This window comes from Polaribacter marinivivus (genome assembly GCF_042651285.1).
In the GTDB taxonomy this organism is placed as follows: Bacteria; Bacteroidota; Bacteroidia; order Flavobacteriales; family Flavobacteriaceae; genus Polaribacter; species Polaribacter marinivivus.
This window is the reverse complement of record NZ_JBHSCY010000001.1, coordinates 135223-160361: the sequence shown is the minus strand read 5'-3', so window position 1 is coordinate 160361 and position 25139 is coordinate 135223. Positions and strand designations below refer to the sequence as shown.

Below are 25139 nucleotides of genomic sequence, written 5' to 3'. Positions count from 1 at the left end.
TATGTCAGTTTTAGTATACGCAGATTCAACTGAAGGAAAGTTCAAAAAAAGTGCTTTTGAGGTTGTTTCTTATGGAAATAAAGTAGCAGAACAATTAGGTACTAGCGTAGTTGTAGCTACTATAAATGCAGCAGATGTAAGTGAGTTATATAAATATGGTGCAGAAAAAGTGGTAGTCGTTTCAAATGATGCATTAAAAACTTTTAATGCAAATAAATATGCTTCAGCTTTACAACAAGTAGCTGATGCAGAAAATGCTTCTGTAGTTATTGTAGATTCTAGTATAGACGGTTTATACTTAGCACCTTTATTAGCTGTTAAGATGGATGCAGGTTATGCTTCTAATGTAGTTGCATTGCCAACAAATACATTACCATTTACAGTAAAAAGAAAAGCTTTTTCAAATAAAGCTTTTTCTAACACAATAATTTCTTCAGATAAAAAAGTTATTGGTTTAGCCAAAAATTCTTTTGGAGTTCATGAAATTCCTGTTTCTGGTTCATCTATGGATTTTGATGTAAATGTTGCTGAATCTAATGTGAAATCAGAAAAAGTAGATAGAGTAACTGGTAAAGTAATGATTGCAGACGCAGAAGTTGTGGTTTCTGCAGGAAGAGGTTTAAAAGGTCCTGAAAATTGGGGAATGGTAGAAGAACTTGCAGATGTTCTTGGAGCAGCAACAGCTTGTTCTAAACCAGTTTCTGATTTAGGTTGGAGACCTCATGCAGAACATGTTGGTCAAACAGGTAAGCCAGTAGCTTCTAATTTATATATAGCTATTGGTATTTCTGGAGCTATTCAGCATTTGGCTGGTATTAATGCATCTAAAGTAAAAGTTGTGATTAATACTGACCCAGAGGCACCATTTTTTAAAGCAGCTGACTATGGTATTGTTGGCGATGCTTTTGAAGTTGTTCCAAAATTAATCGAAAAATTAAAAGCTTTTAAAGCAGCTTAAATATTTTTAAATTTAAATCAAACATTAAACCACCAGATTATTCTGGTGGTTTTTTATTGATAAAAACTCTTAAAATAAAAGATGACAGTCTATTATTTTTATTAAATTGTGCCCTCTTAAAAAGACATTAATATATTAACAATTAATGTTTTTGTATGATAAAATATGAGTTTAATACAACTAACGATAAAAGGGATTTCTTACAGTCAAACACAAAGTGGAGCTTATGCTTTGGTGTTAAGTGAAATAGAGGGTTCTAGAACTTTACCAATAATAATTGGTGCTTTTGAGGCGCAATCTATTGCTATTGCTTTAGAAACTGAAATAAGACCTCCAAGACCTTTAACACACGATTTGTTTAAAACTTTTTCAGATACTTTTAAAATCAATATTAAAGAAGTAATCATACATAAATTAGTAGATGGTGTTTTCTTTTCTAGTTTGGTATGTGAAAGAGAGGGTGTAGAAGAGGTTATAGATACAAGAACTTCTGATGCTATTGCAATTGCAGTTCGCTTTAATGCTCCTATTTACACTTATGAAAATATTTTAGATAAAGCTGGTATTTATTTAAAAGTAGAAGAAGAATTAGCTATTGAGCAAAAAACAGATCCAGAAAATATTTCTCTTGAGTTCGAGGAAGTAGACAAACAAAAAAAGTCTGATTTTTCTAGCCTATCTTTAAAAGAATTAAACGAACAATTAAACAAAGCAGTTGTTGATGAAAATTATGAGCTGGCTGCAAAAATAAGAGACGAAATTAGTAAGCGCTCATAAATTTCTATATACATGAAAAAATTATTTACTTTTTTATTTGTAATTACTTCATTTGTTACCTTTTCACAAGAGTTAAATAAAGATTGGAGTTTTACTTCTGTAAAAAATGGTGCAGGAGTAGAGTTATTTTCTATAGACAAAACAGATTTATTTTCTATAGATGGTGATAAATTTTCGTATTCTTTATTAGATAAAGATAGTTTAAAAGCATCATTTAAACAAAGTGATGCTTTTTTATTTTTACACAAAACAGAGAAAAGAATATGAAGCAATATCACGATTTAGTAAAACACGTTTTAGCTAACGGAAATGAAAAAGGAGATAGAACTGGTACAGGAACAAAAAGTGTTTTTGGCTATCAAATGCGATTTGATTTAAGTGAAGGTTTTCCAATGGTTACCACTAAAAAATTACACTTAAAATCTATTATTTATGAATTACTTTGGTTTATTAAAGGAGATACTAATATCAAATATTTACAAGAAAATGGTGTAAGAATCTGGAATGAGTGGGCAGATGATAATGGAGATTTAGGTCCTGTTTATGGTCATCAATGGCGTAATTGGAATAGTGACGAAATAGATCAATTAAAAGATGTAATCGAAACTTTAAAAACCAATCCAAATTCTAGAAGAATGTTGGTTTCTGCTTGGAATCCTTCTGTATTACCAGATACAAGTGTTTCATTTTCTGAAAACGTAGCAAATGGCAAAGCTGCTTTACCTCCTTGTCATGCTTTTTTTCAATTTTATGTTGCAGATGGTAAACTTTCTTGTCAATTGTATCAAAGAAGTGCAGATATTTTTTTAGGAGTGCCATTTAATATTGCCTCTTATGCTTTATTTACAATGATGGTTGCACAAGTTTGTGGCTTTGAAGCTGGCGAATTTATACACACTTTTGGTGATGCCCACATTTACAATAATCATTTAGAACAACTAGAGTTGCAATTATCTAGAGATATAAGACCTTTACCAACAATGAAATTAAATAAAGAAGTAAAACAAATAGAAGACTTTACTTTTGAAGATTTTGAGCTGTTAAATTACAATCCACATCCACATATAAAAGGAGTAGTTGCAGTTTAAATAAAAAAGAGCTTTCAAAATAAAATTGAAAGCTCTTTTTACATCTTCATAGCATTTATTTACTATACACTTAAAACACTGTTTTCTGCACCAGCGAAATCATTCCAAGCAAAACTATCTGCTTCTTGCTCATTTATATATTCGCCATCTACAATATATCTAAATTCATAAGAACTACCTGCGTCTAAATCAACAGTTCCTTTAAAAGATCCGTTTTTTAATTTTTTAAGCGGAGTTGCTTTATCATTCCATTCATTAAAAGTTCCTACTACTGCAACATTTTTTGCTTCTTCAGCTGGTACAGTAAAAGTTACTTTACAAACTGGTTTACTTTTTAAAAATTGTTTTTTAATTGCCATAATTATTAAATTAAATTACGTTGTAAATGTATACAAGAACTTATTTCATACAAACTAAATTAATTAATAATATTGAAGAATTATTAGTTTATTAAAAATGGACTTAATAATATCCATTTTTATAAAAATATGAGGACATAATTTATTAGATGTTCAAAAATATTAATAATTCTTTGTGGTTGATTTTCAGTATTTTCTGTGCGAAAACGTATTCGTTTTTTTAAAAAATCATCAATAAAATAGAGTTTTCGTCAAATCTCTTCTCATTTCAATTATTTTTGCTAAAATTTTTGAGAGATGATTACAATAATTGCAGCAATCGCAAAAAATAATGCATTAGGTAAAGACAACGATTTAATTTGGCATTTGCCAGAAGATTTAAAACGTTTTAAAAAACTAACTAGTGGTCATCATATTTTAATGGGTAGAAATACTTTTGAATCTATAGGTAAGCCACTACCAAATAGAACTTCTGTAATAATTACAAGAAATAAGCATTATTATAAAGATGGCTGTTTAATTGCTCATAGTTTAGAAGAAGCTTTAGAATTGGCACCTAAAGATGAGGAAATCTTTATCATTGGCGGAGCTCAAATTTATGATTATGCTTTACAAAAAGATGTAGCAGATGCTTTAGAAATAACTTTGGTACATAAAGAATTTGATGCAGATGTTTTTTTTCCAGAAATTGACTTATCTGTTTGGAAAGAGGTAAACAGAGAAGACTTTAAAGCCGACGAAAAAAACAAACTAGACTATAGCTTTGTTAGATATGAAAAGAGAGCTTAATTAATTCTACCAGTTCTAAAGCCCCCACCCAAACTCATATTGTATTTTCTTTGAGCAAATAAAAAGTAATTAAATAAAAGATAGTTTACTTCATAACCATAATCTATATTTTGTTGATAATTAATAATGTTCTCGTAAATATTAGGATTAAATCTAAGTGGGTTCTGAGCTCTTTGATTCCAAGTAATCACCCAAGGTCTATTTCTACCTTCTAAGTATTCTTGTGAATAAAATCCTCTTGGTTGCGCTATAGAATTTAAATAATTATTAAATCCTATATCTATAATTGTAATCTCATACTCTAAACTATCATTAGCAATAACAACAGGCTCTTCTTTTATACCATTCTTTTTTTGATTTATTGGTGAAGATCCGCAAGCATATACAAGTAAACAAATAATTATAATTGCTATAATATTATTTAAATATTTCATAATAAAGGATTTATATTTTGATACTAAGATAATAACCGTTTACAATATAAAAAATTACAATTGAGTAAAACTAGTTGTTTGATGAGTAAACAAACTCAAAACCATAAATTTATATTAATTAACATAGGAAATTAGTTGTTTTAACATTAATTTTAAAGTTCTAAATACCTTATTATGTTTAAAAGAATTGTACTTGTTACACTATTAGTTTTTGTTTTTTCATGTTCAGATAAAGAGTTTGCAGATAAACAGAGCTATGAAATACTTCCAGAAATTGAAAGAGCAAAAGTAAAAGATGAACTTTTAGAAGATAGATTTACAAACTTATTACCAGAGTTAATGGATAAAACTGGTTTAGATATGTGGCTTCTTATTTCTAGAGAATATAATGAAGATCCAATACTAAAAACCATGCTACCAGCAACTTGGTTAAATGCTAGAAGAAGAACAATTATTGTTTTTTATAGAGATAAAACAAAAGATACTCTAGAAAGATTGGCAGTAGCAAGATATGATATAGGGAAAAGCATAAAATCGGCTTGGAATAAAGAAGAGGAACCTAATCAATGGAAAGCGTTAGAAAAGATAATAGCTGAAAGAAATCCAGAAAAAATAGGATTAAATTATTCAACACATTTTGCATTAGCAGATGGTTTAGTAAAAACAGATTTTGATGAATTAAAAGCAAATATGCCAGAAAGTATAACATCAAAATTTGTATCTGCTGAGAAATTAGGAATTGCTTGGATAGAAACAAGAACTGAAAAAGAAATGAAGTTGTTTAGAAAACTTGTAAAAATTACACACGATATTATTGATGAAGCTTTCTCTGCAAACACAATAACTCCAGGAAAAACATCTACTGAAGATGTGGTTTGGTTTCTAAGACAAAAAGTTACAGATTTAGGTTTAGAAACTTGGTTTCATCCAACTATTGATATTCAAAGGAGTAATGAAGCATTAAAATCACACATAGAATCTTTTTCGAAAAGTAAACCTACTGAAATTATTCAGAAAGGAGATTTATTGCATTGCGATTTTGGGATCACTTATATTGGTTTAAATACAGATTGCCAACAACATGCCTATGTTTTAAAAGATGATGAAACCGAAGTTCCTCAATTTTTAAAAGAAGCATTTAAAAAAGGAAATAGAGTGCAAGATATTTTAACAGAGAATATGAAAGCTGGTAAAACAGGTAATGAAATACTATTAGCTTCTTTAGCACAAGGTAAGAATGAAGGGTTAAGACCATCAATTTATACACATCCTTTAGGTAAATATGGGCATAGTGCAGGTACCACAATTGGTATGTGGGATTCTCAAGAAGGAGTACCTTTTAATGGTGATTATCCTTTGCAAAAAAACACAGCTTATGCTATTGAATTAAACACGACTGTTACTATTAATGAATGGAATAAAGACATAAGAATTATGTTAGAAGAAGCAGGTTATTTTGGAGATGGCACTTTCGAATACGTAAATGAAAGACAAACTGCAATAAAACCTATCAAGACAAACTAAATGAAACATCGTTGTTTTTGGGTAACAGATAGCAAATTGTACCAAGACTATCATGATCATGAATGGGGAGATCCTGTTTATGATGATGAAACCTTATTTGAGTTTTTATTGTTAGAAACTTTTCAAGCAGGTTTAAGTTGGATTACCATTTTAAACAAAAGAGAAAACTTTAGAAAAGCTTTTGATGATTTTAACTATCAAAAAATTGCAAAATATCCTGAATCTAAATACGAATCTTTATTACAAGACGCAGGCATTATAAGAAATAAACTAAAAATTAGAAGTGCAATTACCAATGCTCAGCTGTTTATAGAAGTACAAAAAGAATTTGGCTCTTTTTCTAAGTTCATTTGGAGTTATGTAGATGGTAAACCTATAGTAAATAAATTTCATAAAAGAGAAGATGTTCCTGCAACTACAACTTTATCAGATAAAATATCAAAAGACTTAAAAAAGCGTGGTTTTAAGTTTGTAGGTTCAACAGTAATGTATGCTTTTATGCAAGCTGTTGGTATGGTAAATGATCATACAACAGATTGTTTTAAATATCCTAGTTAATGAAGATTTTAAAAGTTCCAAAAAACGATATAAAAAAACTAGGGTATATTTTTTTACGTAAACCAGGTATTTTTATTGGGTTTATTTTTATACTTTTTTTTGATGGAACTTTTTTTGCAGAAAACTATACAAGCTCACAGTTTCCAATAAATATTCTAGCTTTATTAAGCTTTTTTTGGATGTATAAAAGAGCAACTCTAAGAGTTAGAAAATTAATGATATATGCTGTTTTTTTAGGTTTATTAGGAGAATATTTTTTCTCAGTCTATTTAGGCATGTATACTTACAGATTAGAAAATGTGCCTTGGTATGTTCCTTTAGGTCATGCAGCTTTATATGGTAGAGTTTTCATTTTTAGTAAGGATACTTTAGTTAAAAAATACCATAAAGCAATAGAGCAATTATTTACAATCATTATTACTGTTTTTGCATTAGTTTATTTGGTTTTCTTCACAGATGTTTTCGGATTTGTTATGACAATAGCGGTTTTTGTGATACTTTATTTTAGACCAAAAGATAGATTGTATTTTTACACCATGTATATTATAGTTGCACTTTTAGAAATAGGAGGTACAGCTTTTGGCGCCTGGAAATGGCCTCCAATTGCATTTGGTGTTTTTGAGTTTTTACCTAGTAACAATCCACCAAGTGGCATTAGCCTTTTTTACTTTTTATTAGATGTTAGTTGTTTATTCGTTTATATTTTGTTTCATCAAAAACAGTGGGAAAGATTTAAAAAAATAAATTTAAATTCAAATAATATAAATTAGTAATCATAAAAAAGAAGATTTGGCAAGAAAAACAAAAGACCCTGGTTTTGGATATAATTCTAATAAAAACGCACAAAGTGTTTTAAAAGATGATGGTTCTAGTAATGTAAAACACATTAATAGAAAAAGAAATATTGGAGATTTATATACTTTTTTTATTGATATAAAATGGTGGCAATTTTTCTTACTAATTATTTTAGTATATACTTTATTAAATATTGTTTTTGGATTAATTTATGTAGCTATTGGTATAGAACAGATTACTAAACCAAAAGGTACTTTTTTTGAAGATTTTTTAAATGGTTTTTTCTTCAGTGCACAAACACTTACTACAGTAGGTTATGGAGGTATAGCTCCTAAAGGAATTACAGCAAATTTTATAGCCGCTTTTGAGGCTATGATTGGGTTGTTAAGTTTTTCTTTTATAACTGGTATGTTGTATGGACGCTTTTCGAAACCAAAAGCCATAATAGAATTTAGTAAGAATTTTATAATAAGAGATTTTAAAGAAGGAAAAGCATTAATGTTTAGATTAATGAATAGCCGAAAAACGGTAATGATAGAACCAGAAATTTCGGTTACCTTATCTATAACAAAAGAAGAAAAAAACGGAGAGTTTAAGCGAAATTTTTATCAACTTAAATTAGAACGTAGTAAAATCATGTATTTACCTACAGTTTGGACAATAGTGCACCAAATTAATGAAGATAGCCCATTGTTTAACTATTCTAATGAAGAAATAAAAAAACTAAATGCTAATATTTATATTTTAATGAGTTATCATGAAGAGTTTTTTGCTCAAAAAGTATATCAGATAAACTCTTATTCTTTTAAAGATATTGAATGTGATGTAAAGTTTACTTCAGCATCAAGTTTTGATGATTTAGGCTTTACAGTTTTAGATCATGATCTATTAAGTGAAGTAGAAAAATTAGATTAATTCCCAAAAAGTATACGAATTGCTATAAAAATGGCAATAATTATTCCTCCGTAAATTAATACGTTTTTACCTGCATTCTTGTAATATCGTTCATGATTTTTAATATCTTTTCTGTAGCTCCAAACAATCAAAGTTGTAAAAGCGATAACAAAAAAGATGATAAAAATAATTCTACCTGTAGAAAAAAAAGCATTTAAAAACATTGTATAAATTCTTAATAAGTTTTGGACTATATCTTACTTAGAAACGCTTACAGAATGAAGAGAATCTTTATATTGCTGATTGCAAAATTACAAATAAATACATTTAAAAAGTAAGATAATGAAAGATAAAATAGCAGCTGTTCATGCATTTCATAAAGCGTTTAAATTAAATATTCAAAATAAACCAACTGTAAATATTTCTGAAGATAGAAAACAATTGCGTTTTGAGTTAATGAAAGAAGAAAATGAAGAGTATTTAGAAGCAGCAAAAAATAATGATTTAGTTGAGGTAGCAGATGCTTTAGGAGACATGCTTTATATTTTGTGTGGCACAATTATAGAACATGGAATGCAAGATAAAATAGAGGAGGTTTTTAATGAAATTCAGAATTCTAATATGAGTAAATTAGGTGAAGATGGTAAGCCAATTTATAGAGAAGATGGAAAAGTATTAAAAGGGCCAAATTATTTTAAACCTAATATTGCTAAAATTCTAAACAATTAAACTCAAATTTATTTAATACTTTTATTTATTAAGTAAAAAATATAAACGATTGTAAATTAAATTGTTATTCAGTAAATAATGTTTATATTGCATTAAACAACAACTAAACAAACAATACCTATGAAAACAAAAAGTATTTTTAAAAACAGCATTTTTATCTTATTTCTATTTTTATTTTTAAATGGTTATTCTCAAATAACACATAGAATTACATTAAATGTAGATACAGGTCAAATTACAAAACAGACTACTAATCAATATTCAAACTTTGGGCAACCTCAAAATATTTCAAACAAAGATTATACTATAGAAGTAAATGTTGGAGATTATGTTGAGTGGGTTGGTGTTTCAACTACATCAGAAGATGATTATGTTGATATTGAATCTATAAATCATGAGGGTGGAGCTAGAGTTTTTGGAAAAAATGTTCTTAATGGATCTGATGGAGTGGTTATTGCAAAAGTAACTGAAGGTAGAGCTGGAGATTCTGAAAAATACACCATTAAATTTAGAGTTTATGTTGATGGTGAAGCAAAACCAGGAATATTTATGATAGATCCTAAAATTGTTATAAAGAGATAATAAGTGATATAAATCTTATTTTTTAGATGGTAAGAATTACTAATATTTTTATAAGTAAAGCCCAGGCTATTTGTGTGGGCTTTTTTTTTATTTCACTTACAATTTTCGCTCAACAATTACCTTCATCAATAGATAAACTAGAGATCTTATATGAAAGTAAAAAGTTTATAGACACTAATGAGCTAATAATTTTAAATTCTCTTTCTAGAGATAGTAACGATCCTCAAAAAAAATTAAAATACAGTCAACTTTTAATAGAACTTGCCACACAAAAAGATTCTACACATTATCTTTTTGATGCATTTATGCAAAAAGGAAATGCACATAGATTAAAAAGTGATTTATCTCTTGCATTAAAAAGTTTTTTAAAAGCATCAGAGCTAGCAAAAGGTAATTCAGAAAGTGAAGAAATGTTAGCTTTATCTAGCATTACTATAGCAGACGTTTATTCAGTAATGGGTAATCATGATAACTCTGTAAATTATTATAAACAGGGTATAGCAAAACTTAGAGAAATAAAATCTGATTCCTTTAAATTGGCTTCAGCTTTACTAAATGCTGGAGACGAATTTTTTAGCGCAGACAAGTATGATGAAGCAATGACTTACTTCTATGAATCTAGCTTAATTAGTAATAAAATAGGATTTAAACTAGGTAAGGCTTATAATTTAGGTAACATAGGTATGGTTTATGCTAAACAAGGTAGGCATAAGTTAGCCAGAGCTAATATAGACGAAGCTATAAAGATATTAGAGTTAGAAAAAGATTATTATCCAATTGCAGTTTATTTAGAATTTATAGCTGATATATATTTAGATCAAAACAAACCTGTTCTTTCTAAAATTTATGCAGAAAGAAGTTTAGAGCTTTCAAAAAAGTATCAATTAAAAGAACAAATAAGTACAGCAAGTTTAAAATTATCTAAAATTTATGATTTGTTGGAACAACCCAAAAAATCATTATTTCATTTAAAAGAATATATTGTATACCAAGACAGTGTTACTAATATCCAAACTGTTCAAAAATTAGCCAATTTAAGAACAGAATTTGAAATTGAGAAAAAGCAAAGTCAACTTGATGCTTCTATTCAAAATCAACAATCCCAAAAATATATTATCTTAAGTATTTGTATTGTTATTCTACTTTTACTTTTACTGGCTTTTGGTTTATTTAGAAGAAATAATTATATCAAAAAGACTTCTACTATAATAGAACAAGAAAAAAAGAGGTCAGATAATTTATTATTAAATTTATTACCAGAAGAATCTGCTAAGGAGTTAAAAGTAAATGGTTATGTAACTTCTAAAAAGTTTGAGTCTGTTACTGTGCTTTTTACAGATTTTAAAGATTTCACAAAATTTGCAGAAACATTATCTCCAGAAAAATTAGTAGAATCTTTAGATTTTTACTTTTCTAAGTTCGATGAAATTTGTGAGAAATATAATTTAGAAAAAATAAAAACAATAGGTGATGCATATATGTGTGTGGGTGGTTTACCAACACCTAATTTTGAGCATGCAGAAAATGTAGCAAATGCAGCATTAGAAATTTTAGATTTTGTAAAATTAAGCAAACTAAAACACGATGTAGGTAAAGTAAGATTTGATGTTAGAATAGGTGTACATTCAGGCCCTGTTGTAGCAGGTGTAGTAGGTAAAAATAAATTTGCATATGATGTTTGGGGAGATACTGTAAATATAGCTTCAAGAGTAGAATCTACTTGTGAAGTTGGTAAAATTAATATTTCAGAAAGCACCTATTCTTTAATTCAAGATAGATTTAAATTTGAACCAAGAGGAGAAATCAAAATTAAAAATAGATCTGCATTAAACATGTATTATTTATTAGAAAAAGCATAAAAAATGTCACACGATACAAATGATTATTGGGAACAATTAGAAAGATTAGAAAAGTTAATAAGAGCTTCTGAATTTAAGGCAGGTGTTATTTTTTCTTTTCACAGTTTAATTTTAAGCTTTTTTGTAGATAGGTTCGAAAATTTTGAATTTTTTTTAAAAGAAAGTTTACTTTTCTTAATATTAATTGGGTTCTGGTTACTTTCTGTTATTCTATCATTATACTTCTGTTTTAGATGTTTTAGACCACATATGGAGTTAAGCTATAAAAGAAATGTATTTTTCTTTAAAGACGCTGCAAACAAATATGAATCTGTAGAAGATTTTTCTAAAGAGTTAATAAAAACATGTACCTCAAAAGACGAAATTGTGAAAAGTTTAAGTGAACAAATTCACGCTGAAAGTCTTATTATAGAAAAGAAGTTTTCTCACGTAAAAAGAGCTACCAAATTTTTTATTATTAGTTTCTTAATTTTAATTGTAGCTATTTCTTATCAAGTATACTTTTCAAACTTTTAGCAATTTTTAAAATTACTAATAGATTGATATTTTATTATTAAACTTATAATTTTGTTACTTACGTACTGAGTAAATTTTATTGGTAATTTTCCATTTACCTTTTATTTTTTGTATAGATAAAATATCAATATATGTAATTGTATCTACTTTCATGCTAATTTTTGCACTAGCTATTTTGTCATCTACAATATCAATAGATAAAATTTTTAAAACACAATTTTGTAATATTTCTGGAGATAATTTTTTTCTATTACCCCATTTTAGAACTAAATCTTTAAAATAGAGATTGTTAAAACCAATTACTTTTTCATCTTTTAATATTGGTACTTTCATTGTGCCATTTTCTAAATCAAAAGCTTTATTTAGTTTTTTTATATCTCTGTCTATATAACCATCATAATAATTTTGAATAGTAGATTTTACGGCTTTTGTTTCATCTTGACAATACATTGTAAATGCACTTAAAAACATAATAATTGTAATTGCTTTTCTCATTTTATTCTTTAATTGATGTAATTTGTATTGATCCAGATTTTAAACCTTTGCCTTTTACTTTTAATGTAATATTACCTGTTTCTTTAGTAGATTGAACTAAGACTACCAGCTTTCCACTAAATAGTTTCATAGTTGGTTTATGAAATAACTCTAAAGAAGTAGCATCACCATTACAAACTGCTCTAAAATTTCCTTTTCCAGTAACATCAAATTGTAGTTGATTTGTGGCAGTTGGACAAGGCACCCCATTTTTATCAACAACAGAAACTGTAACAAAAGAAATATCTTTTCCATCTGCATTTACTGTTTTTCTATCTGCATCTAAAACTATTTGATAAGGTTTGCCTGCTGTTTTTATTTCTTTGCTAGCAACAGCTTTACCATCAGCATTAAAAGCAATCACTTTTAATGTTCCTGGTTTGTAAATAACATCATTCCACATTAAACGATATCTGTGTTGTGGAGTTTTGTCTTTGGTCTTTTTTTGGATTCCCATACTTTTTCCGTTCACAAATAATTCTGCACTATCGTAATTGGTATATACAAAAACGGGCGTCTTTTTTCCTTCACGTCCTTTCCAGTTCCAATGAGGTAAAATGTGTAAGGTTTCCTCTTTAGTGTTCCACCTACTTCTGTATAAATAATACCTGTCTTTTGGAATACCTGCCAAATCTATCATACCAAAATAAGAGCTTCTAGAAGGCCATTGTTCGTCATAAGGTGTAGGTTCACCCAAATAATCAAAACCTGTCCAAACAAATTCACCTAAAACCCAAGATTTGTCATCTTGTAAAATAAAATCATCTTCAGGTAAATTAGACCAACTACAAAATTCTAAATCATAAGAAGAACTTTGAAAATCATCATATTTTTTCATGATTCCTTGTGCTACAGGAAACTTGTAAATACCTCTAGAACTTACAGTTGATGCAGTTTCTGAACCTAAAATGTATCCTTGAGGAAATTTTTCATTAGCTTCTTCATATAAATGTACTCTGTAATTTAAACCAGGAATATCCATAATAGCACCAAAACCAGAAGCCATTACTGCTTTTACTTGATCCATACCCACAGTAACAGGTCTTGTTGGGTCTTCTTTATGAAAAATATCTTGCAACCATTTTGCACGTTTTACACCTTCTGATCCCCATTGATCAGGCACTTCATTTCCAGAACTCCACATCACTATACAAGGATGATTTCTAGTAGCTCTCACTAAATTTTCAACATCTTTTTTAGCATATTCATCAAAAAATCGGTTGTATCCATTTTTAACCTTTGGTTTTTTCCATTCATCAAAACTTTCTGCCAAAAATAAAAATCCCATTTCATCACATAACTCTAATTGCTCTAAAGAAGGCATATTGTGAGAACTTCTTATAGCATTTACACCCATATCTTTTAAAATAGTGAGTTGTCTTTTTAAGGCAGATCTATTAATGGCTGTTCCTAAAGGACCTAAATCATGATGCAAGCAAACTCCTTTAAATTTTGTCAATGAATCGTTTAAGAAAAATCCTTTTTTGGGAATAAACTCAATTTTTCTAACCCCAAATTTTGTTGTTATTTCATCTTTTAATTTATTGTCAATAAATAAGGAAGTCTTTGCTGTGTATAAATAAGGATTTTCAGGACTCCATAAATTTGGATTATTTATTTTTATATTTTGTTCAAATTCGTTGCCAAAAGCTTCTGAACTTTCTCGCTCAGCAACTAAATTTTCTAACTTATCATATATTTTTGTGACTAATTTACCATGAGTTGATGATACTTTTGTTTTAATAGAAACTTTAGCAAACGACTTTGTTACTATGGGTGTTGTTATAAAAGTACCCCAATGTTTTATATTTTCTTTTTCTTTAAATGTAAGTGTTACTTTTCTATACAAACCAGCTCCTGGATACCAACGTGAAGCAAATTCTTTATTGATTAGTTTTACTGCTAAAAGATTGTTTCCTTTTAAAACATCTTCAGAAATATCAAAATAGAAATAGCTGTAACCATATTTCCATTCACCAATTTTTTTACCATTTAAAAAGACTTCTGGTTCACTCATAGCTCCATCAAACTGAAGTATAATTTTTTTATTGATATCATTTTCATGGATGTTAAAACTTTTACGATACCAAGCAGAACCAATATGTGGTAAAGAGCCTGTTCTACCTGTTTTTTCTGTAGGAATTTTTTCTCCATTCTGTGTAATTGCAATAATTTGTTTGTCTATTTCTTTATCAAAAGGACCATAAATTGCCCAATCATGAGGAACAGTTACATTTTGCCAATTTGTGTCATTGAATTCTATTTGAGAAGCGTTTTCTGGATTTCCTTTTTGAAATTTCCAGCCTTCAGAAAGTTCTATTACTTTTCTATTTTGACTGAAACTTAGTATAATATTAAAAAGTAAAAATAGAGATAGATAGTTTTTTTTGAGCATCTTATATTGATGTTTATAGTTCGAAATTTTGTCCTTCTTCAGCAAAACGAAATCCTAGTTTATTTAGTGCTAATCTTTCTTTACTGTTACTTTGAAGTGTTGGATTTGTATGATTAAAATGTATAAAAATTACTTTGTTTTTTGTTTCCATAAATTCATTTTTAAACAATTCTACTGTTTCTATAACAAATGGATGAGGTACTTCTGTCATGGCTCTTTTTACTTCATTCTGATTTAAAAAAGCTGCATCTAAAAAAGCATAATCTACTAGTTTTACTTCTGCTATAATGTCTTTTTTCCATTTATGCCACTTATCAATATCTGGTATAAATAGTGCTGATTTATTTTTACCTTCAATTTTATAACCCACAGTTTCTGAAAATTCATCTCTATGAGGCACTAAAAAAGGAGTTACTTTTATATTGTTGTTAAGCTTTATAATAGAATCGTTTTGCAAACTTTTTAGTTCAATGTTTTGTAAAGTTACGAGTTGATTCCAAGGACCATTATTTTCTAAAAAAGCTTTCATTTTTGGCATAGCATATACAGGAATATCTTTCTTGCCTAAAGCTTCTCTTCCAAAATACATTAGGCCAGTATAATGTCCAATATGTGCGTGTGTTAAAAAAACACCATCTATAATAGTTGAAGTTTTTAAATGATTGTTTTCTAAATCAGCCAATTGTGTATGCATATCTGGTGTAGCTTCAAACAACCATTTTTGTTTTTCTTTTTTATCAATTAACCCTAATGAAACTACACTTTTTCTATCATTTTTTCCATTGTAATAATTTGCACAGCATTCTTTTTGACAACCAATATGTGGGTAACCTCCATCTTGTGCTATTCCTAACACTGTTATGTATTGCTTAAAATTATCTTCTTTTTTTTCTGATTCATTTTTACAAGAAATAAATACAATAAATAAAAAAGAGAAAAAGAATATGTTTTTCATGACTAAATTTTACTTTCTAAAGATAAAAATTACAAACTACTTATAAATAAAAAAGCCATCTGAAAATCAGATGGCTTTATAATAAGTTTTTATATTACTATTCTGCGTCTTGTTCTAATAAATCAAAGAATTGATTTAATTTAGGCATAATAATAATTTTAGTTCTTCTGTTTTTTGCTTTGTTTTCAGCAGTATCATTAGGTGCTAAAGGAACGTATTGACTTCTTCCAGCAGCAATTAATCTTTCTGGTTTAACACCATATTTATATTGTAAAATTCTAGTAATAGAAGTTGCTCTTAAAGCAGATAAATCCCAGTTATCTTGAATTAAATCTCTTTTTATAGGAGTTGTATCTGTATGACCCTCAATCATTACTTCCATTTTAGGTTGGTCATTAATTACCTTAGCGATTTTTTCTAATACAGTATAAGCTTTATCAGTTACATTGTAACTACCGCTTTTAAATAATAATTTATCAGATATAGAGATAAAAACAACAGTTTTTTCAACATTAACTTCGATGTCTTTGTCTTGTATTCCGTCAGTTAAATTTTTAGTTAAATGATATTTAATAGCTAGATTTAAAGAATCTTTTTGAGTCATAGCTTTTCTAACACCATTAATGTATTTGTCTTTCTCACTTAGTTGAGAAATTACATTTTTAATATTATCTGAAGAAGATTGAGTTAAAACAGTAAGATTTTCTACTTGTTTTAAAGCAGTTTTTTTATCTTCTTTTAAATATTTTACTTGCTCACCAAGAGCAAAAGCTTTAGTTTCTTGTTTTTCTTTTTCTATCAAACATTTTTGAAGATTGGTTTCTACAGCAAGAAGTTGATCTTTAGTTTGCGTATATTTTGCTTCTAAAGCAGCATATTCCTTATTAGATTTACAAGACGCAAGCGTAATCGTTAATACAAGTAGTGTGATAATTTTTTTCATTGAAACTAACATTTTGTTTATTGGGCAAATTTAACAAAATCGTTAAATAAAAAGTTATTTTACAAGCTTTTTATGAAAAATTTATAGAGTATTTTTGTAAAAATTAACTTTTTTATGAAAAAAATAAAATTCAACTTCCTTTTTGTTGTTTTATTCATTTTTACTGCATGTAAAAATGAAATTGTAAAAAAAGATTTTACCCTAAAAGGGATGGTTTTTGGAACAACTTATAAAATCACTTATTTAAATGCAGAAGAAAATTATCAAAAAGCACTAGATAGTTTGTTTCTAGATTTTAATAATTCTTTATCAACTTACATTCCTAGTTCTGATATTTCTAAAATAAATAAAGGTGATACTACTATTGTAGTTGATAACAATTTTATAGAAGTGTTTAATAAATCAAAAAAGATTTATAAACAAACCAACGGTTTTTTTGACCCAACTGTTGGTAATTTGGTTAATGCTTATGGATTTGGTCCAAAAAACAAAAAAAATGAATTAAGCCAAGAACAAATTGCTTTAGAAATGAATTATGTTGGTTTAGATAAGGTGACATTAAAAGGTAAAAAGATTTCAAAAGAATCTCCAGAAATTTATTTAGATTTTAATTCAATTGCAAAAGGTTTTGGTATTGATGTTGTTGCTCGATTTTTAGATTCAAAAAATATTGATAATTATCTGATCGAAATTGGAGGAGAAATTAGAGCAAAAGGATTAAAAAAGAATAAAGAACCTTGGTTAATTAAATTAGTAGATCCAGCAAATGCTGATGTTAATGGAGGGTATAAGACCATTAATTTGTCTAATAAATCTATGGCAACCTCTGGTAATTATAGAAAGTTTTGGGTAAATGATTCTGGAAAAAAGTTTGTGCATACAATTAATCCAAAAACTGGTTTGGCACAAGAAAGCAATTTATTAAGTGTATCTGTTATTACTAATTTAGATTGTGCAGATGCAGATGCTTATGCAACAGCTTTTATGGCTATGGGATTAGAAGAAACCAAGAAAATTATCGAAAAGAATAAAGACTTAAAAGTTATTTTACTTTATTTTGATACTGAAGATAAAATTACAGAATATTCTAATTATCAGTAGCTTTAAGGCTCTTTATATCTTTTTAAAAAAAACCTTTTTTAGTATCTTTACTAAATTGAAAAAGAAAATACTATGAAGAAAAAGTTTCTACTTATCCTGTGTTTGTTTACTTTTTTAACAAATTATGCTCAATTTGAAAAAGCAATAGCGAATACTTATATTAAAAGAGCTAATAATGCTATAGCAAATGGAATAAATTACGAATTAGCTGCTAATTACTTCGAAAAAGCGATGGCTAGGTTAGATTCTATCACAGATAAAAAAACTGCTATTTTAGGATCTAGAATTTATTTTGAAATTCATCACAAACAAGAAACTCTACAACAAAGATTAGAATATTTAAAAAAATCTCAATCTTACTTTAAGCATTATAATTTACTCACTACAAATAAAACAACAGAAGAGTATCAATTAAATATTGATGAATTGTATGTGCCTATTATAGAAAGTATAGAAAAAGTTGAAGAAGAGATAAAAATTGAGAAAGAATTAAATAGAATAAAAAAACTTGAAAAAAAGAAAATAGATTCTTTAACAGAGGCTTGGTACAATAAATCTAAATTATTAAAAATTAATGTAGATACTATTTTTACTTTTAATAAAGACAACTTAGCATTGTATAAAATTGATAATTATTTTGGATTAATTAATGATGAAGGAGAAATTATTTTAGAAGCTAATGAATATAAAGATGTGCTATATTTTGAAGGTTTTTTTATTTTTAAAAACATTAAAAACAATCCAACTAAATTATTAAGCTTCAATTCAACATCTAAAAGTAGTTTTGAAATACCAACAATATCTGAATTTTATAATTTATCTACTCATTTTGGTCAAGTTATGTTACCTAGAGCAAATGGTAAGTTAGTAACCTATCCTAACAACGTAGCAAAACCTTTTGTATTTGATTTAAATGAGAAAAAAATAATTGAAATTACTAACGAAAAAGAGATTTTAAAAAACTTAGACAAAGCTGATGTTATTACTAAGTATAATAATGATGGAGAAGTAAAAATTAATAAAGAGTGGTATAGATTTGGAGGTGATTTGGGTGGTGGTTTACATCCTTTATATGCAGAAGAAAGCTATGACTTGTTAGGTTTTTTATGTGCTATGGAAGGTAAATTTTTAAATGCTAAAGATGACTTTGAATTTATAGGACCTTTTTACAATAATAGATTTGAAGCTAAAAAAGGAAATAGTAGATTTTGGATAGATCAAAAAGGTGTTGAATTGAATGATACTGAAATAGAAGATAATTCTTATTTAGGAGAATCAATTATCGAAAAATTAGATGATGGAAGCTATCAAATTAAAAGAAATGGTTTTATTATTCTAAAGGATAAAAAGCTAGAAAAACTATCTGATTTTATTAATAATAATTTAAAGTAACTACTTGTAACAAATAGGTAATATTTCACCTTTCATTAAACAAAATCGTTCTATTTGTTTTGAATCTATTTTTTTTGTGTAATCTACTTCATCAACCTTAAACCCTACAGAACGTAACTTGTTAAAGTAATCTTTACCATAAACACGAACATGATCATATTGTCCAAAAATTTTAGCACGTTCATCTTTATCAGTTATGCTATTGTCTTCAAAAGTTACATCTCTTGATAAGTCTTGTGGTATTTGAAAAACTCCAAAACCTCCTTTTTTCATTACTCTATAAAGCTCTTGCATTGCTTTAGTATCATCTGGAATATGTTCTAATACATGGTTGCAAAAAACAACATCAAACTCATTTTCTTTAAATGGTAAATCACAAATATCTGCTTTTACATCTGCAATAGGGCTTTCTAAATCAGAGGTGATATATTCTAAGTTTTTTTGTTTTTTAAAGAGGTCTAAAAAACATTGCTCAGGGGCAATATGTAATACTTTTAATTTTTTTGTTGAGGTAAAAAAAATGGTTTCATCTTTTAAAAAAAGCCACATTAATCTGTGTCTTTCTAAAGATAAAGTAGAGGGTGATAAAGCATTTTTTCTTTGATTTCCATATCCATAAGGCAAAAATTTACGAAAAGATTTGCCATCTATGGGATCTGTGTAAGTATTGCCTTTTAAATAAAGAGCAATAATTGGACGTACAATGTAACTAGCTTTAATTAGCCATGGTCTAGGAACTGTATTTAAAATAACTTTAAATAAAGACATAGTTAAACAACCAAAGGTTCTGCTCTAAATTCGTCTTCCTCATTAGTTTCTATACCAAGAGCTTTATTGATGTATTTAAAAGTTGAAAGTAACTCAGGTTTTCCATTTACAATAGCTACATCATGCTCAAAATGTGCTGATGGTTTATTATCTAAAGTCGTAATTGTCCAACCATCTGCATGTTGTCTAATTTTATGAGTACCCATATTTGTCATAGGTTCAATAGCTACAACCATTCCTTCTACAAACTTTTTTCCTCTTCCTCTTTTACCATAGTTTGGCATTTCTGGATCTTCGTGCATTTTACGTCCTAAACCATGACCTACCAATTCTCTAACCACTCCATAACCATGTTTTTCTGTAAAATTCTGAATAGCAAAACCAACATCACCAACTCTATTGCCAGCTTTAAATTCACGAATACCAACATATAAACTTTGTTTAGTAATTTCTAATAATTTTTTAGTTTCTTCGTCAACTTCACCAATGGCAAAAGTGTAAGCATGATCTCCATAAAAATCATTTTTTAAAGCACCACAATCTATAGAAATAATGTCTCCTTCTTTTAAAGGAGTTTTATTTGGGATACCATGCACAACTTGTGAGTTTGGACTCATACAAAGTGTATTTGGGAAATCATATAAACCTAAAAAACCAGGTATTGCACCTTGTTCTCTAATGAATTCTTCTGCAAGTTTATCTAAATACAAAGTAGAAACACCAGGTTTTACTTCTTTGGCAAGCATACCTAATGTTTTAGAAACTACTAATGCACTTTCGCGCATAATTTCTATTTCTTCTCTGGTTTTAATTTTAATCATCTTTCAAAAAATTGAAAGGCAAAGTTACTATATTTCTATAGATTTTTTCTTAAGAATACCTAAAAGGCTTACTTAGATTTATCGTAAGAATGTTTATAAGGTTGTTGCGTTACAATTTTTAAAATATCAGCTTCCATGGTTTCTCTTGGATACTCTACAAAACGTCCAACTTCTTTACCATCTTTATAAAAAATAAAAGTTGGTACTCTTATTAAATTGAATCCTTTTTGTAAGCTATCTGGAGTTGTTTTTGTTCTATCTACACAGATTAGTTCGAGTTTATTTTCATCAAAACCAGTTTCTTCTAGAATCTTATAAAAACGAGGAACTTCTCTTTTACTATCTCCACACCAAGTTCCCATAAAACCTTTTATTTCATACTTATTAATTTCTAGTGATAGCTTAGCAATCATTAAAGGGTCTGTTTCATACTCTTTATAACGCATTTTAAACCATCTATTAAAAATAGAGTCATTTGTTAGTGAAGCTTTATTGGCAATACCCACTAAATAACCATTCTTGTCTTTTTTGGCTGTAATTTTTTGCTGAGCATTACAAGAGATAAATACGAAGAAAGTTATTAGTATATAAATTAAATTTTTCATCAGTGTTTTAGTAAAGATTTTTGAGTCATTTCTTTGGGTTGATTAACACCCATTAGCTCTAAAATAGTTGGAGCGACGTCACCTAAAATACCACTATTAACATCGATTTTATCATTGTCAATTAAGATAAAAGGAACTGGGTTTGTTGTATGTGCAGTATGTGGTGAACCATCAGGATTCATCATTGTCTCACAATTACCATGATCTGCAATTAGTAATGTAGAATAACCATTTTTTAGACCAGTTTCTATAACATCTTTAACACAAATATCTACAGCTTCACAAGCTTTAATAGCTGCTTCCATAACTCCTGTATGACCAACCATGTCACCATTTGCAAAATTTAAACAAACAAAATCAGCTTCTCCTTTGTTTAAGTCATCACATAGGGCATCTCTTAATTCATAAGCAGACATTTCTGGTTTTAAATCATAAGTTGCTACTTTTGGAGAGTTTCTTAATATTCTTTTTTCTCCACTAAATGGTTCTTCTTGTCCACCTGAGAAAAAGAAAGTAACATGAGGATACTTTTCAGTTTCAGCAATTCTAATTTGTTTTTTATTGGCATTTGCTAAAACTTCACCCAAGGTATTTTTTATATTATCGTTATTGTAAATAACATTAATGTTTTTAAATGATTCATCATATAAAGTCATAGTTGTAAAATACAAGTCTAACTTTTTCATATCATAATCAGGAAAATCTTGTTGAGATAATGCATTAGTTAATTCTCTTCCTCTGTCAGTTCTATAATTAAAGAAAATAACTACATCACCTTCTTTAATTTGTGTTTTTGGTTTTCCAGTATCGTCAGTAATGATAATAGGTTTATGAAATTCATCTGTAATATTATTCTCGTAATTAGAATTCATAGTTGCAATTGGGTCTGTAGTTTTTACACCTTCCGCTTTTACAACTGCATCATAAGCCTCTTTAACTCTTTCCCATCTGTTGTCTCTATCCATTGCATAATAACGCCCAGTAATTGTTGCTAATTCACCAGTAGTTTTTTGCATGTATTCTTGAATATCGTTTATGAAATATGTTCCAGATTTTGGATCACAATCTCTACCATCTGTAAAAGCATGTAAAAAAACATTATCTACTTTATTTTCATTGGCAACATCTAAAATTCCTTTTAAATGATTGATGTGAGCATGAATACCACCATTAGAAACTAACCCTAATAAATGAACATTTTTATTATTTTCTTTGGCATAGTTAAATGTATCTAACAACACTTTTTCTTGGCCAAGTGTTTTTTCTTTAACAGCTTTATTAATTCTAGCTAAATTTTGATATACAATTCTTCCTGCACCTAAATTCATATGACCAACTTCAGAATTACCCATTTGTCCTTCAGGCAAACCTACATGTTCTCCATCTGTTCTTAATTCTGCATTCGGATATTTCTCATATAAAGAATTAATAAATGGCGTCTTCGCATTATAAATTGCAGAAACTTTTGGGTCTTGTGTAATTCCCCAACCATCTAAAATCATTAAGATAACTTTCTTGTCCATTTTTCTTGTTTGAATTGTAAAAATAAGAAAGATTTTAGGCTTTCTTTTAAAATTTTACGAAACCGATAGCGTAAATTAATATTAGCATTGCAATTGTAAAAATTATAATATTTTTTCTAAGTCTGTACTTGTTTTCTTGTTGAATTTTATCTCTAATCTTTTTTAATTGATATTTAGTGACTTTTTTATCAAAATAAACTTCAATATTTTTTCCTTCTTTAAAATCTTTCATTTTTTTGAAGGCAGAAACTCGTTCTCTTTTATTGTGTTTAAGACTGGCAATCATGTGGGCTGTAAAACTCATAGCAATATTTTATATATATGATGAAAAATATGATGAAATGTTACAATTGATGATTTGTTAATTAAAATACTGATTAGTTTTGATATTAATTTTTAACAAGCTATAAAGCGCATTTTAATTACAAAATTCGTAATTTTACCTTATAATATTTATGGTTTAATAAATGGAATCTCACTTTGAATTAAATGATGTAACAAAGAAGTTACCTAAACATTTACATAAGTTTATTGTTAGGCAACCATATGAAGAATATACTCCTCAAAATCAAGCAGTTTGGAGGTATGTGATGCGTATGAATATCGATTATTTAAGCAAGGTTGCTCACAAATCTTACATACCTGGTTTAGATAAAACAGGTATTTCTTCTGAAAGTATTCCAAAAATGGAAGGTATGAATAGAATCCTAAAAGAAATTGGCTGGGCAGCTGTTTCTGTAGATGGTTTTATTCCTCCAAATGCATTTATGGAATTTCAAGCTTATAATGTTTTAGTGATAGCCTCTGATATGAGAACTATAAACCATATTGAATATACTCCTGCACCAGATATTATTCATGAAGCTGCAGGTCATGCCCCAATAATTGCAAACCCTGAATATGCTGAATATTTAAGACGTTTTGGAGAAATAGGGAGTAAAGCTATATCATCTGCTAAAGATTATGAAATGTATGAAGCTATTCGTTTACTTTCAATTTTAAAAGAAAATCCAAACTCTACTCAAAAAGAAATTGATGAAACTCAAGAAAAAGTTGAATGGTTGCAAGAAAATATTGGTGAGCTTTCTGAAATGGCTATGATAAGAAACTTACATTGGTGGACAGTTGAGTATGGCTTAATTGGAAGTTTAGAAAGCCCAAAAATTTATGGAGCAGGATTACTTTCATCTATAGGTGAAAGCGCATGGTGCATGCAAGAAAAAGTAAAAAAAATACCTTATTCTTTGGAAGCAGCAGCAGTTAATTTTGATATTACAAAACCACAACCTCAATTATTTGTGACACCAGATTTTGCATATTTAAGCTTAGTTTTAGATGAATTTGCAAATACAATGGCTTTAAGAACAGGTGGTTTAAAAGGTGTTGAAAAATTAATTGATTCTCAAAATTTGGGAACTATAGAGTTAACCACAGGTGTACAAATTTCAGGAGTTTTTGATAGAGTTATCAAATATAAAAATAACAAAGTTGCATATTTTCAAACCACAGGTTCAACAGCAATTGCAAATAGAGACAAAGAATTAATTGGTCATGGAATAAATGTTCATAAAAACGGATTTGGTAGCCCTATTGGAAAATTAAAAGGGATTAATTTACCTATTGAAGATATGAGCCCAAGAGATTTAAAAGCTTACGGAATTTATGAAGGTGAATTTATGACATTAGAGTTTGAGAGTGGTATAATTTTAAAAGGAAAAGCTGTAACTGGCACAAGAGATTTAAGGGGTAAGATTTTAATGATCACTTTTGATGAGTGTACTGTAACTTATTTTGATGAAGTATTATTTAAACCTGAATGGGGTTTATATGATATGGTTGTAGGTAAAGAAGTTGTTTCTGCGTATGCAGGTCCTGCAGATGTTGAATCTTTTTTAGATATTGGAAAAGTATCTGAAACAAAAACTCATAAGATTAAATACTCAGAAAGCGAAAAAATACTTTATGGTTTATACAGTAAAGTTAGAAAGATGAGAGAAGAAAATTCAATTTCAGAAGCTGAAGTTGAAGAAATTTTTAACCAACTAAAAAGTGATTTTTCTAAAGATTGGTTGTTACATTTAGAACTTTATGAATTAGCTTTGCAAAATAATTATACAATTCAGAAAGAAATTTTAAAACATTTAGAAGTTTTAATGAAAAATGAAACTTATAAAAATTTAATTTCTAATGGATTAAACTTATTAAAAGTAAAAGAACATCAACTATAAAATAAAGAAAAG

General features: G+C 28.1%; 28 protein-coding genes. 16 read left to right on the top strand and 12 right to left on the bottom strand.

What is annotated here, in order from left to right:
- Window position 1: 1 nt before the first annotated feature.
- From ACFOWD_RS00795 to ACFOWD_RS00780, 4 genes are all read left to right on the top strand, one after another.
- Window positions 2-958, top strand: a complete 957-nt coding sequence (locus ACFOWD_RS00795) for an electron transfer flavoprotein subunit alpha/FixB family protein (RefSeq protein ID WP_377407316.1) — start codon at window positions 2-4, stop codon at window positions 956-958.
- 165 nt (window positions 959-1123) lie between these two features.
- A complete protein-coding gene (locus tag ACFOWD_RS00790) occupies window positions 1124-1735 on the top strand; it encodes a bifunctional nuclease family protein (protein WP_298988977.1) in 612 nt (203 codons plus the stop codon).
- 12 nt (window positions 1736-1747) lie between these two features.
- The gene (locus ACFOWD_RS00785; RefSeq protein ID WP_377407314.1) at window positions 1748-2002 is read left to right on the top strand and encodes a hypothetical protein; all 255 of its coding nucleotides are present in this window, start codon (window positions 1748-1750) and stop codon (window positions 2000-2002) included.
- Window positions 1999-2823: a thymidylate synthase gene (locus tag ACFOWD_RS00780; RefSeq protein ID WP_377407312.1), complete on the top strand. Its 825-nt coding sequence runs from the start codon at window positions 1999-2001 to the stop codon at window positions 2821-2823. The genes ACFOWD_RS00785 and ACFOWD_RS00780 overlap by 4 nt, the downstream gene beginning before the upstream one ends.
- 62 nt (window positions 2824-2885) lie before the next feature.
- Here the strand turns inward: ACFOWD_RS00780 and ACFOWD_RS00775 are convergent, their stop codons facing one another.
- The gene (locus ACFOWD_RS00775) at window positions 2886-3182 is read right to left on the bottom strand and encodes an isoamylase early set domain-containing protein (RefSeq protein ID WP_377407310.1); all 297 of its coding nucleotides are present in this window, start codon (window positions 3180-3182) and stop codon (window positions 2886-2888) included.
- A 297-nt stretch (window positions 3183-3479) separates the two neighbouring features.
- On the opposite strand from ACFOWD_RS00775, the gene ACFOWD_RS00770 reads away from it, so the two are divergent.
- Window positions 3480-3971 carry a dihydrofolate reductase gene (locus ACFOWD_RS00770; RefSeq protein WP_377407308.1) on the top strand — a complete coding sequence of 164 codons (492 nt, stop codon included), beginning with the start codon at window positions 3480-3482 and terminating at the stop codon, window positions 3969-3971.
- Here ACFOWD_RS00770 and ACFOWD_RS00765 read toward each other — a convergent pair.
- On the bottom strand, window positions 3968-4405 hold the full coding sequence (locus tag ACFOWD_RS00765; RefSeq protein ID WP_377407307.1) for a DUF6146 family protein: 438 nt from the start codon (window positions 4403-4405) through the stop codon (window positions 3968-3970). The genes ACFOWD_RS00770 and ACFOWD_RS00765 overlap by 4 nt on opposite strands.
- A gap of 174 nt (window positions 4406-4579) precedes the next feature.
- On the opposite strand from ACFOWD_RS00765, the gene ACFOWD_RS00760 reads away from it, so the two are divergent.
- Genes ACFOWD_RS00760 through ACFOWD_RS00745 form a run of 4 tightly spaced genes read left to right on the top strand, consistent with a single transcriptional unit; the run spans window position 4580 to window position 8197 of the window.
- Window positions 4580-5929, top strand: coding sequence for a M24 family metallopeptidase (locus ACFOWD_RS00760; protein WP_377407305.1), 1350 nt, complete (start codon window positions 4580-4582; stop codon window positions 5927-5929).
- Window positions 5930-6487: a DNA-3-methyladenine glycosylase I gene (locus tag ACFOWD_RS00755; RefSeq protein ID WP_377407303.1), complete on the top strand. Its 558-nt coding sequence runs from the start codon at window positions 5930-5932 to the stop codon at window positions 6485-6487.
- Window positions 6487-7257, top strand: a complete 771-nt coding sequence (locus ACFOWD_RS00750) for a hypothetical protein (RefSeq protein WP_377407301.1) — start codon at window positions 6487-6489, stop codon at window positions 7255-7257. The genes ACFOWD_RS00755 and ACFOWD_RS00750 overlap by 1 nt, the downstream gene beginning before the upstream one ends.
- A 19-nt stretch (window positions 7258-7276) precedes the next feature.
- The gene (locus tag ACFOWD_RS00745) at window positions 7277-8197 is read left to right on the top strand and encodes an ion channel (RefSeq protein ID WP_377407299.1); all 921 of its coding nucleotides are present in this window, start codon (window positions 7277-7279) and stop codon (window positions 8195-8197) included.
- Here the strand turns inward: ACFOWD_RS00745 and ACFOWD_RS00740 are convergent.
- Window positions 8194-8400, bottom strand: a complete 207-nt coding sequence (locus tag ACFOWD_RS00740) for a hypothetical protein (RefSeq protein ID WP_298988947.1) — start codon at window positions 8398-8400, stop codon at window positions 8194-8196. The genes ACFOWD_RS00745 and ACFOWD_RS00740 overlap by 4 nt on opposite strands.
- 118 nt (window positions 8401-8518) lie before the next feature.
- On the opposite strand from ACFOWD_RS00740, the gene ACFOWD_RS00735 reads away from it, so the two are divergent.
- The 4 genes from ACFOWD_RS00735 to ACFOWD_RS00720 all read left to right on the top strand — a co-directional run bounded on the left by ACFOWD_RS00735 (window position 8519) and on the right by ACFOWD_RS00720 (window position 11862).
- Window positions 8519-8905, top strand: coding sequence for a nucleoside triphosphate pyrophosphohydrolase family protein (locus tag ACFOWD_RS00735; RefSeq protein ID WP_298988945.1), 387 nt, complete (start codon window positions 8519-8521; stop codon window positions 8903-8905).
- Window positions 8906-9025: 120 nt separating this feature from the next.
- Window positions 9026-9487 (top strand): hypothetical protein, encoded by a 462-nt coding sequence (locus tag ACFOWD_RS00730; RefSeq protein WP_377407296.1) that lies wholly within the window; start codon window positions 9026-9028, stop codon window positions 9485-9487.
- 26 nt (window positions 9488-9513) lie between these two features.
- Entirely contained in the window at window positions 9514-11346 is a 1833-nt protein-coding gene (locus ACFOWD_RS00725) for an adenylate/guanylate cyclase domain-containing protein (protein WP_377407294.1), read from the top strand.
- A gap of 3 nt (window positions 11347-11349) precedes the next feature.
- Window positions 11350-11862, top strand: coding sequence for a Pycsar system effector family protein (locus ACFOWD_RS00720; RefSeq protein ID WP_377407293.1), 513 nt, complete (start codon window positions 11350-11352; stop codon window positions 11860-11862).
- Window positions 11863-11916: 54 nt separating this feature from the next.
- Here ACFOWD_RS00720 and ACFOWD_RS00715 read toward each other — a convergent pair whose 3' ends face one another.
- From ACFOWD_RS00715 to ACFOWD_RS00700, 4 genes are all read right to left on the bottom strand, one after another.
- On the bottom strand, window positions 11917-12357 hold the full coding sequence (locus ACFOWD_RS00715; protein WP_377407291.1) for a nuclear transport factor 2 family protein: 441 nt from the start codon (window positions 12355-12357) through the stop codon (window positions 11917-11919).
- A 1-nt stretch (window position 12358) separates the two neighbouring features.
- Window positions 12359-14791 carry a DUF4982 domain-containing protein gene (locus ACFOWD_RS00710; RefSeq protein WP_377407289.1) on the bottom strand — a complete coding sequence of 811 codons (2433 nt, stop codon included), beginning with the start codon at window positions 14789-14791 and terminating at the stop codon, window positions 12359-12361.
- A 13-nt stretch (window positions 14792-14804) separates the two neighbouring features.
- Window positions 14805-15746 (bottom strand): MBL fold metallo-hydrolase, encoded by a 942-nt coding sequence (locus ACFOWD_RS00705; protein ID WP_377407287.1) that lies wholly within the window; start codon window positions 15744-15746, stop codon window positions 14805-14807.
- A gap of 97 nt (window positions 15747-15843) precedes the next feature.
- Window positions 15844-16689: an OmpA/MotB family protein gene (locus tag ACFOWD_RS00700; protein ID WP_298988926.1), complete on the bottom strand. Its 846-nt coding sequence runs from the start codon at window positions 16687-16689 to the stop codon at window positions 15844-15846.
- A gap of 114 nt (window positions 16690-16803) precedes the next feature.
- On the opposite strand from ACFOWD_RS00700, the gene ACFOWD_RS00695 reads away from it, so the two are divergent.
- A complete protein-coding gene (locus ACFOWD_RS00695) occupies window positions 16804-17790 on the top strand; it encodes an FAD:protein FMN transferase (protein WP_377407284.1) in 987 nt (328 codons plus the stop codon).
- Window positions 17791-17862: 72 nt separating this feature from the next.
- Window positions 17863-19182: a hypothetical protein gene (locus tag ACFOWD_RS00690; protein ID WP_377407282.1), complete on the top strand. Its 1320-nt coding sequence runs from the start codon at window positions 17863-17865 to the stop codon at window positions 19180-19182.
- Here ACFOWD_RS00690 and ACFOWD_RS00685 read toward each other — a convergent pair whose 3' ends face one another.
- From ACFOWD_RS00685 to ACFOWD_RS00665, 5 genes are all read right to left on the bottom strand, one after another.
- A complete protein-coding gene (locus tag ACFOWD_RS00685; RefSeq protein WP_377407280.1) occupies window positions 19183-19950 on the bottom strand; it encodes a class I SAM-dependent methyltransferase in 768 nt (255 codons plus the stop codon). It lies immediately after the preceding gene.
- Window positions 19951-19952: 2 nt separating this feature from the next.
- Window positions 19953-20771, bottom strand: a complete 819-nt coding sequence (map, locus tag ACFOWD_RS00680; protein WP_377407278.1) for a type I methionyl aminopeptidase — start codon at window positions 20769-20771, stop codon at window positions 19953-19955.
- 68 nt (window positions 20772-20839) lie between these two features.
- The gene (locus ACFOWD_RS00675; RefSeq protein WP_298988913.1) at window positions 20840-21376 is read right to left on the bottom strand and encodes a thioredoxin family protein; all 537 of its coding nucleotides are present in this window, start codon (window positions 21374-21376) and stop codon (window positions 20840-20842) included.
- Entirely contained in the window at window positions 21376-22899 is a 1524-nt protein-coding gene (gpmI, locus tag ACFOWD_RS00670; RefSeq protein WP_377407276.1) for a 2,3-bisphosphoglycerate-independent phosphoglycerate mutase, read from the bottom strand. The genes ACFOWD_RS00675 and gpmI overlap by 1 nt, the downstream gene beginning before the upstream one ends.
- Window positions 22900-22945: 46 nt before the next feature.
- The gene (locus ACFOWD_RS00665; RefSeq protein ID WP_377407275.1) at window positions 22946-23203 is read right to left on the bottom strand and encodes a hypothetical protein; all 258 of its coding nucleotides are present in this window, start codon (window positions 23201-23203) and stop codon (window positions 22946-22948) included.
- A 163-nt stretch (window positions 23204-23366) separates the two neighbouring features.
- On the opposite strand from ACFOWD_RS00665, the gene ACFOWD_RS00660 reads away from it, so the two are divergent.
- The gene (locus ACFOWD_RS00660) at window positions 23367-25127 is read left to right on the top strand and encodes an aromatic amino acid hydroxylase (protein WP_377407273.1); all 1761 of its coding nucleotides are present in this window, start codon (window positions 23367-23369) and stop codon (window positions 25125-25127) included.
- Window positions 25128-25139: the final 12 nt, after the last annotated feature.

Coding starts and splice junctions, on each gene's coding strand:
- ACFOWD_RS00795 (WP_377407316.1), top strand. CDS start 2: ATGTCAGTTTTAGTATACGCAGATTCAACTGAAGGAAAGTTCAAAAAA.
- ACFOWD_RS00790 (WP_298988977.1), top strand. CDS start 1,124: ATGAGTTTAATACAACTAACGATAAAAGGGATTTCTTACAGTCAAACA.
- ACFOWD_RS00785 (WP_377407314.1), top strand. CDS start 1,748: ATGAAAAAATTATTTACTTTTTTATTTGTAATTACTTCATTTGTTACC.
- ACFOWD_RS00780 (WP_377407312.1), top strand. CDS start 1,999: ATGAAGCAATATCACGATTTAGTAAAACACGTTTTAGCTAACGGAAAT.
- ACFOWD_RS00775 (WP_377407310.1), bottom strand. CDS start 3,182: ATGGCAATTAAAAAACAATTTTTAAAAAGTAAACCAGTTTGTAAAGTA.
- ACFOWD_RS00770 (WP_377407308.1), top strand. CDS start 3,480: ATGATTACAATAATTGCAGCAATCGCAAAAAATAATGCATTAGGTAAA.
- ACFOWD_RS00765 (WP_377407307.1), bottom strand. CDS start 4,405: ATGAAATATTTAAATAATATTATAGCAATTATAATTATTTGTTTACTT.
- ACFOWD_RS00760 (WP_377407305.1), top strand. CDS start 4,580: ATGTTTAAAAGAATTGTACTTGTTACACTATTAGTTTTTGTTTTTTCA.
- ACFOWD_RS00755 (WP_377407303.1), top strand. CDS start 5,930: ATGAAACATCGTTGTTTTTGGGTAACAGATAGCAAATTGTACCAAGAC.
- ACFOWD_RS00750 (WP_377407301.1), top strand. CDS start 6,487: ATGAAGATTTTAAAAGTTCCAAAAAACGATATAAAAAAACTAGGGTAT.
- ACFOWD_RS00740 (WP_298988947.1), bottom strand. CDS start 8,400: ATGTTTTTAAATGCTTTTTTTTCTACAGGTAGAATTATTTTTATCATC.
- ACFOWD_RS00735 (WP_298988945.1), top strand. CDS start 8,519: ATGAAAGATAAAATAGCAGCTGTTCATGCATTTCATAAAGCGTTTAAA.
- ACFOWD_RS00730 (WP_377407296.1), top strand. CDS start 9,026: ATGAAAACAAAAAGTATTTTTAAAAACAGCATTTTTATCTTATTTCTA.
- ACFOWD_RS00725 (WP_377407294.1), top strand. CDS start 9,514: ATGGTAAGAATTACTAATATTTTTATAAGTAAAGCCCAGGCTATTTGT.
- ACFOWD_RS00720 (WP_377407293.1), top strand. CDS start 11,350: ATGTCACACGATACAAATGATTATTGGGAACAATTAGAAAGATTAGAA.
- ACFOWD_RS00715 (WP_377407291.1), bottom strand. CDS start 12,357: ATGAGAAAAGCAATTACAATTATTATGTTTTTAAGTGCATTTACAATG.
- ACFOWD_RS00710 (WP_377407289.1), bottom strand. CDS start 14,791: ATGCTCAAAAAAAACTATCTATCTCTATTTTTACTTTTTAATATTATA.
- ACFOWD_RS00705 (WP_377407287.1), bottom strand. CDS start 15,746: ATGAAAAACATATTCTTTTTCTCTTTTTTATTTATTGTATTTATTTCT.
- ACFOWD_RS00700 (WP_298988926.1), bottom strand. CDS start 16,689: ATGAAAAAAATTATCACACTACTTGTATTAACGATTACGCTTGCGTCT.
- ACFOWD_RS00695 (WP_377407284.1), top strand. CDS start 16,804: ATGAAAAAAATAAAATTCAACTTCCTTTTTGTTGTTTTATTCATTTTT.
- ACFOWD_RS00690 (WP_377407282.1), top strand. CDS start 17,863: ATGAAGAAAAAGTTTCTACTTATCCTGTGTTTGTTTACTTTTTTAACA.
- ACFOWD_RS00685 (WP_377407280.1), bottom strand. CDS start 19,950: ATGTCTTTATTTAAAGTTATTTTAAATACAGTTCCTAGACCATGGCTA.
- map (WP_377407278.1), bottom strand. CDS start 20,771: ATGATTAAAATTAAAACCAGAGAAGAAATAGAAATTATGCGCGAAAGT.
- ACFOWD_RS00675 (WP_298988913.1), bottom strand. CDS start 21,376: ATGAAAAATTTAATTTATATACTAATAACTTTCTTCGTATTTATCTCT.
- gpmI (WP_377407276.1), bottom strand. CDS start 22,899: ATGGACAAGAAAGTTATCTTAATGATTTTAGATGGTTGGGGAATTACA.
- ACFOWD_RS00665 (WP_377407275.1), bottom strand. CDS start 23,203: ATGAGTTTTACAGCCCACATGATTGCCAGTCTTAAACACAATAAAAGA.
- ACFOWD_RS00660 (WP_377407273.1), top strand. CDS start 23,367: ATGGAATCTCACTTTGAATTAAATGATGTAACAAAGAAGTTACCTAAA.